The following is a 10525-nucleotide window of genomic DNA, read 5'->3' as shown; positions in this document are numbered from 1 at the left end:
GGCCTGAGCGCGGGGGGCGTACAGGCCCCCTCTGCTAGAATCCCCGCATGACAGATGCCGCCTTGCCCCCCACCGCCGCTCCGGCGCCTGCTGCCCCGGCAGTGAACCTGGCCATGGCCCAGCGCTTCCGTGGCTTCCTGCCGGTAGTGATCGACGTGGAGACCGGTGGCTTCGACTGCAACCGCAACGCGCTGCTCGAAATCGCCGCCGTGCCGATCGAGATGGATGAAAACGGGCTGCTGTACCCCGGCCAGACTGCCAGCGCGCACGTGATCCCGGCCGAAGGCCTGGAGATCGACCCGAAGTCGCTGGAAATCACCGGCATCATCCTCGATCACCCGTTCCGCCTGGCCAAGTCCGAGAAGGACGCGCTGGACCACATCTTCGCTCCGGTGCGTGCGGCGGTGAAGAAGTACGGCTGCCAGCGCGCGATCCTGGTCGGGCACAACGCGCACTTCGACCTGGGCTTCGTCAACGCGGCGGTGAACCGGGTGGGCCACAAGCGCAACCCGTTCCATCCCTTCAGCGTGTTCGACACCGTCACCATGGCCGGCATCGCGTACGGCCAGACCGTCCTCGCCCGCGCCGCCGCCGCCGCGGGACTGGGCTGGGACGCCGACGAAGCGCACAGCGCGGTATACGACACCGAGCAGACCGCCAAGCTGTTCTGCACCATCGCCAACGCCTGGCCGCGGTAAACCCGAGCACCGTAGAGCCGACCGTTGGTCGGCTGCGTTTCCGCACCCGACACACCCCCCGAAGGTAGCGCCGACCGTTGGTCGGCTGCACGCGGTGTGGCGTGCGTGCGGTTGCCGCGAATGGCAGCCGACCAACGGTCGGCTCTACCCGATGGCGGTGCGGTCGCGGCCTTCGCTCTTGGCGCGGTACAGCGCGCGGTCGGCGCGCTGGTAGAGCAGCATCGGGGTGCGGTCGGCGGCATCCAGTTCCACCAGGCCCGCGCTGAAGGTCACCTTGAGGCCCGGCACGCCGGCCCAGTCCGGGTGGTCATGGAACAGCCCGCGCAGGCGCGCGCACACCTGCGCCGCTTCGGCCAGGCGGGTGTCGTTGAGCAGCAGCGTGAACTCTTCGCCGCCGGTACGCGCGGGCATGTCCGAATCGCGGCAGGCCGAGGCGATCACGCGGGCCACTTCCACCAGCACCACGTCGCCCACGCTGTGACTGTGCTGGTCGTTCACTTCCTTGAAGTGGTCGATGTCCAGCACCACCAGGCACAACGGATGGCCACTGCGCTGGGAACGGGCGAAGTCGCGCGCCAGTGCTTCATCGAAGGCACGCCGGTTGGGCAGCCCGGTCAGTGCATCCTCGCGTGCCTGGCGGCCGAACTGCTCGGCCTGCACCGCCAGGCGGTCGGCCAGTTCGGTCTTTTCCTGGTTCAACGCCTGCAGGTTCACCGTCTGCGCCTGCAGGTCGCGGGTAGCTTCGTCCACCTTCTGCGCCAGGCGCACGTTGCTGGCCTTGTAGCGGTGGATCAGGTACAGGTACAGCGCGATCAGACCGCCCAACAGCAGCAGCGCGGCCACCCCCTGTACGCTGCGGCGCTGCCACAGGAACGGTTCAACGGTGAAGTCCCACACCGCCTCGCTGTCGCTCCAGCTGCCACCGGGGTGCGCGGCGGACACGTGCAGGGTGTAATCGCCCGGCGGCAGACCGATGAACTCCACGCTGCGCTGCTGGCCGCGCTCGATCCAGCCCTTGTCCAGGCCGGTCAGCCGGGTGCGGTAGCGGATCCGTTCGGACATCAGATAGCTCAGGCCGACATAGCTCACGCTGAGCCGGCGTCCACCGGGAATGCTGTTGTGGTTGGCGCCCTGCCAGTGCAGCGGCTTGCCATCGACCTGCACGCTTTCGATCACCGCCGGCGGCGCCAGCCGCTCGCGGAAGCGCTGCAGGCGCAGCGGGTCGACCGTGCTCAGGCCGCCCGCGGTCACCACCCAGAACGTGCCGTCCTGGCGCAGGATCGCAGACGGCCCGGAACTGCCGTTGGCCTGCGAGTTGGCCATGCCGTCGATCTCGTTGTAGTGCTCCACCTCGATCCGCGCGGTGCGGCCATCGGCCACGTCGTTGAGCATCGCCATATCGGTGCGCAGCACGCCGCGGTTGCTGCTGATCCACACGTTGCCGATGCGGTCGGGCACCAGCTGGAACACGGTGTCCACCGGCATCCCCTGCTCCAGCCCGACCCGTGCCAGGTGGCCTTCCTTCCAGCGGTACAGGCCACGGTCGCTGCTGACCCACATCGCATCGCCGACCTGCTGGAAGCCGAACACGCTGCGACCGCCGCCCAGTGGGGCAAGATCGATGCTCTGCACGCGGTTGCCGCGCAGCACGCGGATGCCTTCGATGGTGCCGATCCACAAGGCGCCGTCGGCATCGTGCGCCAGGGCGGTGATCAGGCCCCCCGGCATGCCCGGCACGCGCGGCACTTCCACCCCGTGGCCGTCGATGCGCACCACGCCCTTCTGGGTACCGGCCCACACCACCCCGGCGCGGTCGACGCTGATGGCGCGGATGTTGCCGCCGGGCAGGCCATCGGCAGTGCCGTAGTTGCGCAGCGTGCGGCCCTGGGCATCCAGCCGGAACACGCCGTCGCCGAACGTGCCGACCCACAGGTCGCCATCGTGCCCCTGGGCCAGGCTGAGCACCGACGGTGTCTTGCCGCCGCTGTTGCGCAGGGTCACCGGTGAGAACCGGCCCTGCACATCGCGCCGGTCCAGGCCGCTGGCACTGCCGATCCACACCTGCCGCTGCTGGTCCTCCAGCACCGTGCGGATGTAGTCGCCGCTGAGCCCGTCGCGTTCGGTGAAGCTGCTGAACAAGGTTTCGCGCAGCCGGTACAGGCCGCCGTTGGCGCCCACCCAGATGCTGCCTTCGGCGTCCTCGCGCAGGCTCACCACGCGCCCGCCGGGCAGCGACAGCCCGGTGGGCAGGCGCTCCAGGCCATGCCGCGACAGGCGCAGCAGGCCCTGGTTCTCGGTGCCCAGCCACAGGTCGCCATGGCGGTCCTGCAGCATCGCAGTGATGTGCATGACGCCCGGCAGGCGGTGCTGCAGCTGCGGCACGCCGTCCTGCATGCGGTAGATGCGCTCGGAGGCCACGATCCACATCACGCCGTCCGGCCCGCGGTAGGGCCAGACCAGGCCGCGCCCCAGCCCGAAGCTGTCCGGCGCGCGGCGCAGCACACCGTCGGTGTCGCGCACCACCAGCCCGTCCAGGGTGCCTACCCAGACCCGGTCCTGCGCGTCCACCACCAGCTTGGTGAAGCTCATCGCCATCGGCACCTCGGGCGGGGGCGGCTGGTACTGGATGGCGCCATCCGGAACCAGGCTGCCGATCCCCTGCCCTTCGTAGAGCAGCCACAGGCGGCCATGGCTGTCCATCTGCATCGCCTGGATCAGCACCTGCGGGGTGCCGGCCTGGTGTTCGTAGACCTGCCAGCGCCCGTCGCTGCCGCGCCGGGTTACGTTGCCGCGCGAATCGCTGATCCACAGCGCACCACTACGGTCGACCAGCAGCGCACCCACGCCGTTGTCGCGCAGGCCCGGCCGGGTACTGCGGTCGAACACGGTGAAATCCAGCCCGTTGTAGCGCACCAGCCCTTCCCAGGTGGCGAACCACAGGTGGCCCTCGGGGGTTTGGGCGATGTCGCGCAACGAGTTGTGCGGCAGGCCATTGCGTGAGGTCCATACGTCGATGGCGTAGTCGCGCAGCGGCGGTGGTCCGTCCTGGGCCGCCAGCGGCCACGACAACACCCCGCACAGGCACAGCCACAGCAAGGCGGCGCCCAGGCGTCGAATAACGTTCAGTTGTACCGGCCGCCACCGGCTACCACGCCCCCCTTGGCTCATCCGTCAGGACCGGCCAGGGGAACGAAACAGCGGGACGGGCGGCGATGCACCGGGATGGCAACCGACAGGCAAAGGCGCGCTCATGCGGGAGAAAGCGGTGGGGTTGCCCATAGTAGGCAAAACCGCAGCACTTTGTGTCGAGACCGCTCAGCCCCCGCGGCTGCCCGCTGCGCGCAGGCTGGCCGGCCACTCCACCACCGCCTCCAGCCCGCCCTGCGGATGGTTGCGCAGCACCAGCCGCGCGCCGTCCTTCTCGGCCAGCGCGCGGGCAATGGTCAGGCCCAGGCCGGCGCCGCCGGTTTCACGCGAGCGCGAGGTCTCCAGCCGCACGAACGGGTCGAACACCGCCTCCAGTTCGTCCCCGTCCAGGCCGGGTCCACTGTCGCGGATGCGCACCACCACCCGCTCGGCATCCTGCTCCACGCTGACCCGGGCCGACTGGCCATAGGTCACCGCGTTGTCCACCAGGTTGGAGAACAGCCGGTGCATGGCCAGCGGACGCAGCATCAGCACCGCGCCGCTGGGCTTGTCGAAACGCACGTCGGCGCCGGCTTCCACCGCATCCTCGACGATGCTCTCCAGCAGCGAGTCCAGGTCCAGCGCCGCGCGTTGTTCGGCGCTCTCGGCACTGCGCGCCAGTTCCAGGCCTTCGCGGATCAGGGCCTGCATCGCGGCCAGGTCGCCTACCAGACGTTCGCGCAGCGTCTCATCGGCCACGTTCTCCAGGCGCAGGCGCAGCCGGGTGACCGGGGTCTGCAGGTCATGGGTGATGGCGGCCAGCATCTGGGTGCGCTCGCCCAGATGGCGCTGCAGGCGCTTCTGCATGGCATTGAAGGCTTCCGCAGCGCGGCGTACTTCCAGTGGCCCGGTCACCGGCATCGGTGCGCCCTGCAGGTCATCGCCCAGTGCAGCCGCGGCCGCGGCCAGGCGCTGCAGCGGCGCGCTGGCCATGCGCGCCACGATATAGGCCAGCACCGCGATGGCCAGCACCAGCAGGGTCAGGAACAGCGGGTCCACCGCCAGGATGCCGTTGTGCGCCACCGCCGGCGAATCCAGCGCCAGCTGCAGCGGCGTGCCGTCGCTCAGGCGCAGCGACACCATGCGGCAGCGGGGCGGAATGAAGGCCGGGTCGCGTTCACGCGGCGGGCCGTTGCGCGGCTTCTTCGGGTGCGGCAGCTCGGGCAATGTCGGCAGGCAGGAACGGAAGGAGGTGAAGGCCACCTGGCTGCTCGACACCGCCCCGGGGCGGTCGTCCAGCACCTCCATCAAGGCCGCGTCCGGTCGCCCTACCCGGGCGCCCGGTGGCAAGCGCCGCACGCTGGGGCCGCCGCTGTCGAGCAGGCGGTCGCGCAGCTCGGGATTGCCGTCGAGCAGGTTGACGTAACCCTGCAGGCGGTCGGCGATGCGGTTGAGGTTCTGCCGCTCGAACTCCTGCTGGCGCTTTGAGCTGGCCAGCATGGTCGCGCCGATCGCGGCCACGCTCATGCCCAGCAGCAGGATCACGAACAGGCGCCCCACCATCGAGGCGAAGAAGCGGCGCAGGCGATTCATTCCAGGGTCACTGCCGTGGCCAGCACATACCCTTCGTTGCGCACGGTCTTGATCAATCCGTCGCTGCCGCCGTCGTCGGCCAGCTTGTTGCGCAGCCGGCTCACCTGCAGGTCGATCGCGCGGTCCTGCGACTCGTAGCTGCGGCCGCTGCTCAGTGCCACCAGCTGCTCACGCGACAACACCTTGTTGGCATGCCCGACAAACACCCGCAGCAGCCGGAACTCCGCCCCGGACAGCACCACCACCCGGCCATCGGGATCGAGCAGGTGGCGATGCTCCAGGTCGAAGATCCAGTGCGAGAACCGGGCGCGGCGGATGGCCAGCGGCTCCAGGTTGGCCGGCAGCGCTTCGGTGCGACGCAGCACGTTGCGGATGCGCGCCAGCAGTTCGCGCGGTTCGAACGGCTTGCCCAGGTAATCGTCGGCGCCCATCTCCAGGCCCAGCACGCGGTCGATCGGCTCGCTGCGTGCGGTGAGCATGATCACCGGCGTGTTGGAGCGCGCGCGCAGGTCGCGGCACAGGGTGAGCCCGTCTTCGCGCGGCAGGTTGAGGTCGAGCACGATCAGGTCCACGTGCTCGCGTTCGAGTACCTGGCGCATGCCATGGCCATCGCTGGCCGTGCTCACCTGGTAGCCGGCACGGCCCAGCTGTTCGGCCAGCAGCTGGCGGATGTCGTTGTCGTCGTCGACGATCAGCAGTCGATGCATCGGGTTGAGAGTCTCCATGCGGCCATGATCCCCTGTCGGGAGCTGAACCGCATCCAGTGGTTTACGTACGCATGTTTCAAACGCAGCACCAGACACACAACGACACACACCGGCCCCGGTCTGGTTACGCCGCGACACATGGCGAGTGTTGAGCCTTCGCGTAGCGGTCTTCACAATGCTGACAACGCCGCACGCCGGCCTGCCGAGTAGACGATCATCGTGAAGCCCCGCCTGCCCACCACCCGTCGCGGCCGCGTGCTGCTGTTGATCATCGTGATTGCCGTGCTGGGTGCCATTGTCGCATGGACCCTGCGCAAGCCGGCCGCACCGGCCCTGGCCACCACGCCGGTCAGCCGCGGGGACATCGAACAGACCGTGGAAGCCACCGGGGTGATCGACGCCTACAAGCTGGTCAGCGTGGGTGCGCAGGCCTCGGGCCAGATCAAGTCGCTGAAGGTCCAGCTGGGCGATAGCGTCAAGCAGGGCGACCTGATCGCCGAGATCGACGCCACCACCCAGCAGAACCAGGTACTCAACGCGCAGGCCTCGCTGGACCAGGTCAAGGCCCAGCGCTCGGTGCAGCAGGCCAGCCTGCGCGAGGCGGAACTGGAATTCGCCCGCCAGCAGCAGATGCTCGCCGCCGAGGCCACCTCGCGCGCCGAATACGACGCCGCCGATGCGAAGCTGAAAACCGCGCGTGCCCAGATCCAGTCCTACGACGCGCAGATCAAGGGCCGCGAAACCGAACTGGGCACCGCCCGCGCCAACCTGGCCTATACCCGCATCACCGCGCCGATGGACGGCACCGTGGTGGCGGTGGTGGCCGAAGAAGGCCGCACCGTCAACGCCAACCAGACCGCACCGACCATCGTGATGCTGGCGCGGCTGGACCTGGTGACGGTCAACGCCGAGGTGTCCGAGGCGGACGTGGTGAAGATCAAGGCCGGCATGCCGGTGTACTTCACCACGCTGGGCGAGCCGGACCGCAAGTACCACGCCACCCTGCGGCAGGTGAACCCGGCACCGTCGTCGATCGCCAACGACAGCGCATCCAGTTCCAGTTCGTCCAGTTCCAGCGCCAGCAGCGCGGTGTACTACAACGCGCTGTTCGACGTGGAAAACCCCGACGGCACGCTGCGCATCGACATGACCGCGCAGGTGTCGGTGATGCTCAAGCAGGCCAAGGGCGTGCTGACCATTCCGGCCGTGGCGCTGGGCCCGAAGACCCGCGATGGCCAGTACATGGTGCGCGTGGCCGATGCCGACGGCATGCCCACGCCGCGCAAGGTCAAGATCGGCATCAACAACGGCGCCACGGCCGAAGTGCTGTCCGGGCTGACGGAAGGCGAGAAGGTGGTGGTGGGTGAAGGTGGCGCTGCCGCCGGCGGCAGCGGCAGTGGCGGCCGCGGCGGTGCGCAGATGCGGATCGGTGGCCCGGGCATGGGCGGACCGCGTCGATGACCCCGGCATCCACCGGCACGCCGCTGCTGCGCCTGCGTGACCTGCGCCGCGAGTTTCCAGCGGGCGATGAAACCATCGCGGTGCTGCGCGACGTCAACCTGGACATCGCCGCCGGCGAGATCGTCGCCATTGTCGGCCAGTCCGGGTCGGGCAAATCCACGCTGATGAACATCCTCGGCTGCCTGGACCGCCCCACCCGCGGCAGCTACCAGGTGGCCGGCCGCGAAACCGGCAGCATGCTGCCCGACGAACTGGCCGAGCTGCGCCGCGAGCATTTCGGTTTCATCTTCCAGCGCTACCACCTGCTGGGCGACCTGGACGCGCGCGGCAACGTGGCCGTGCCGGCGGTATATGCCGGCAGCCCCGGCCCGGTGCGCACCGCGCGCGCCGAACAGCTGCTGCAGCGGCTCGGCCTGGGCGACCGCATGAACCACAAGCCCGGCCAGCTCTCCGGTGGCCAGCAGCAACGCGTGTCGATCGCGCGTGCGCTGATGAACGGCGGCGAGGTAATCCTGGCCGATGAGCCGACCGGTGCGCTGGATACCAAATCCGGCGAGGAAGTGATGGGCATCCTCGGCGAGCTGCATGCCGAAGGCCACACCATCATCATCGTCACCCACGACATGAGCGTGGCCGAACATGCCCAGCGCATCATCGAGATCCGCGATGGCGAGATCATCGCCGACCGTATCAACGACAAGGCACCGAGCTACCGCGCGCAGCGCCAGCCCACCGTGGCCGCCGGCAAGGGCCACAGCTGGCGCGCCGCGCGTGATCGCTTCACCGAAGCGTTCCGGATGGCGCTGCTGGCGATGAACGCCCACCGCCTGCGCACCTTCCTGACCATGCTCGGCATCATCATCGGCATCGCCTCGGTGGTCTCGGTGGTGGCGATGGGCAATGGCTCGCAGCAGCAGATCCTGCAGAACATCAGCGCGCTGGGCACCAACACCATCGATGTGTATCCCGGGCGCGGTTTCGGCGACATGCGCTCGGCGCGGGTGCAGACACTCAAGGCCAGTGACGCCGATGCGCTGGGCCGGCAGAGCTACATCGACAGTGCCACGCCCAGCGTGTCCTCGTCGGTGACCGCGCGCTACCGCAACCAGTCGGCCACCGCGCAGGTCAACGGCGTGGGCGAGCAGTTCTTCCGGGTCAAGGGTGTCACCCTGATCGCCGGCAGCTTCTTCGACACCGATGCGGTGCGCAGCCTGGCCCAGGTGGCGATCATCGATGAGAACACCCGCACCCAGTTCTTCCCCAACGGCGAAGATCCGGTGGGCCAGGTGATCCTGCTGGGCAACGTGCCGGTACGCGTGGTCGGCGTGGCGCAACGGCAGAGTTTCGGCTTCGGGGGCAGCACCAGCCTGAGCGTGTGGGTGCCCTACACCACGGTGATGTCGCGCATGCTGGGCCAGAGCCATGTTTCCAGCATCACCGTGCGCGTGGATGACGCCACCCCGATGGATGCCGCGCAGTCGGCGATTTCCAAGCTGCTGATCATGCGGCATGGCACCGAGGACTTCTTCCTCAGCAACAGCGCCGAGATCCGCCAGACCATCGAGCAGACCACCCGCACGATGACGCTGCTGATCAGCGCCATCGCCGCGATCGCGCTGCTGGTGGGCGGCATCGGGGTGATGAACATCATGCTGGTGTCGGTGACCGAGCGCACCCGCGAGATCGGCGTGCGCATGGCGGTGGGCGCGCGGCAGAGCGACATCCGCCAGCAGTTCCTGATCGAGGCGGTGCTGGTCTGCCTGCTCGGCGGCCTGCTCGGCGTCGGCCTGTCGCTGGTGGTCGGCTGGCTGTTCGGCAAGTTCGCTCCGGACTTCCAGATGCTGTTCTCGACCGCATCCATCGTGGCCGCGTTCGCCTGCTCCAGCCTGATCGGCGTGGCGTTCGGCTTCCTGCCGGCGCGCAATGCCGCCCAACTTGATCCCGTGGAGGCGCTGGCGCGCGAATGAAGACCCCTACTTTCCTGTTTGCCCACCTGCGTCCGCTGGCCCTGGCCTGCGCCGCCGCCGTGTCGCTGTCGGCGTGTGTCAGCACCGGCCACTACCAGGTCGATGCACCGGCGGTGCCGGCCAGCTACGGCCGTGGCGATGCCCGTTTGAACACCCCCACTGAACCCGTCACCGAGCAGCCGCATGCGGCGACCTCGGATGTGCGCAGCGATGCCTGGTGGACCCAGTTTGGTGACCCCGGCCTGGACCGCGTGATCGACCGCGCCCTGGTCGCCAACACGGATCTGGTTTCGGCCGGGCTGGCCGTGCAGCGCGCGCGCCTGCAGGCCGGGCTGGCCGACAACGCGCTGTGGCCGCAGCCCTCGGGCAGTGTCAGCAGCAGCGGCAACCGCCCGATCGACCAGAGCGCGGACTGGAACCGCGGCAGCTCGGCCGGCGTATCCCTGCAATGGGAGATCGACCTGTGGGGCCGTCTGCGCACCCAGCGTGACATCGCCCAGTGGGAAGCCCAGGCCAGCCAGGAAGACCTGCAGAACACCGCCCTGCTGGTGATCAGCGACGTGGCCACGCAGTACTGGACGCTGGCGTTCCTCAACCAGTCCATCGCCGCTGGCCAGGCCAACCTGGACCGCCTGCAGCGCACCCGCGAGCTGGTCCAGGCCCGCTTCGACGCCGGGGCGGTGTCGCGCCTGGAGGTACGCCAGGCAGCCCAGAGCCTGGAGGCCCAACGCGCCGCGCAGAGTGCGCTGGAGCAGCAGCGTGTCGCCGCGCGCAATGCGCTGACCGTGCTGCTGGACGGCCAGCCGCTGGCGCTGTCCGACGAGCCGCAGCAGTTGGCGCGTGTGGGCAGCCCGGTAGTTGCCGAAGGCCTGCCGGCCGACCTGCTCGGCCGACGTCCGGACCTGCGCGCGGCCGAACTGCGCCTGCGCAACAGCCTGAAAACCATCAAGGTGACCGCCACCCAGTACTACCC

7 protein-coding genes are annotated in these 10525 nt (G+C 69.1%); 4 read left to right on the top strand and 3 right to left on the bottom strand.

The window, feature by feature from the left end; translation table 11 throughout:
• Positions 1–113 precede the first annotated feature (113 nt).
• On the top strand, positions 114–698 hold the full coding sequence (rnt, locus tag DBR34_RS10970) for a ribonuclease T (protein ID WP_128096821.1): 585 nt from the start codon (positions 114–116) through the stop codon (positions 696–698).
• A 144-nt stretch (positions 699–842) separates the two neighbouring features.
• Here rnt and DBR34_RS10965 read toward each other — a convergent pair whose 3' ends face one another.
• The 3 genes from DBR34_RS10965 to DBR34_RS10955 all read right to left on the bottom strand — a co-directional run bounded on the left by DBR34_RS10965 (position 843) and on the right by DBR34_RS10955 (position 6142).
• Positions 843–3866 (bottom strand): ligand-binding sensor domain-containing diguanylate cyclase, encoded by a 3024-nt coding sequence (locus DBR34_RS10965; RefSeq protein ID WP_128096818.1) that lies wholly within the window; start codon positions 3864–3866, stop codon positions 843–845.
• A gap of 147 nt (positions 3867–4013) precedes the next feature.
• Positions 4014–5417 carry an ATP-binding protein gene (locus DBR34_RS10960; protein WP_128096817.1) on the bottom strand — a complete coding sequence of 468 codons (1404 nt, stop codon included), beginning with the start codon at positions 5415–5417 and terminating at the stop codon, positions 4014–4016.
• Positions 5414–6142, bottom strand: coding sequence for a response regulator (locus tag DBR34_RS10955; protein ID WP_128096816.1), 729 nt, complete (start codon positions 6140–6142; stop codon positions 5414–5416). The genes DBR34_RS10960 and DBR34_RS10955 overlap by 4 nt, the downstream gene beginning before the upstream one ends.
• A gap of 201 nt (positions 6143–6343) precedes the next feature.
• Between DBR34_RS10955 and DBR34_RS10950 the strand changes: the two genes are divergently transcribed.
• The 3 genes from DBR34_RS10950 to DBR34_RS10940 all read left to right on the top strand — a co-directional run.
• Entirely contained in the window at positions 6344–7585 is a 1242-nt protein-coding gene (locus DBR34_RS10950; RefSeq protein WP_128096815.1) for an efflux RND transporter periplasmic adaptor subunit, read from the top strand.
• On the top strand, positions 7582–9552 hold the full coding sequence (locus tag DBR34_RS10945; protein WP_128096814.1) for a MacB family efflux pump subunit: 1971 nt from the start codon (positions 7582–7584) through the stop codon (positions 9550–9552). The genes DBR34_RS10950 and DBR34_RS10945 overlap by 4 nt, the downstream gene beginning before the upstream one ends.
• Positions 9549–10525, top strand: a 977-nt coding sequence (locus DBR34_RS10940; protein WP_146186820.1) for a TolC family protein, incomplete at its 3' end; no start/stop codon positions are given. The genes DBR34_RS10945 and DBR34_RS10940, both read left to right, overlap by 4 nt.

This window comes from Stenotrophomonas sp. HMWF003, from assembly GCF_003061285.1.
GTDB lineage: Bacteria > Pseudomonadota > Gammaproteobacteria > Xanthomonadales > Xanthomonadaceae > Stenotrophomonas > Stenotrophomonas maltophilia_AP.
Note: the sequence above shows the minus strand (reverse complement) of the source record. Positions and strands in the feature narration are given on the sequence as shown.

Bases quoted from the DNA above. Each gene is read 5' to 3' on its own strand.
- rnt (WP_128096821.1), top strand. From the start codon at position 114: ATGGCCCAGCGCTTCCGTGGCTTCCTGCCGGTAGTGATCGACGTGGAG.
- DBR34_RS10965 (WP_128096818.1), bottom strand. From the start codon at position 3,866: ATGAGCCAAGGGGGGCGTGGTAGCCGGTGGCGGCCGGTACAACTGAAC.
- DBR34_RS10960 (WP_128096817.1), bottom strand. From the start codon at position 5,417: ATGAATCGCCTGCGCCGCTTCTTCGCCTCGATGGTGGGGCGCCTGTTC.
- DBR34_RS10955 (WP_128096816.1), bottom strand. From the start codon at position 6,142: ATGGAGACTCTCAACCCGATGCATCGACTGCTGATCGTCGACGACGAC.
- DBR34_RS10945 (WP_128096814.1), top strand. From the start codon at position 7,582: ATGACCCCGGCATCCACCGGCACGCCGCTGCTGCGCCTGCGTGACCTG.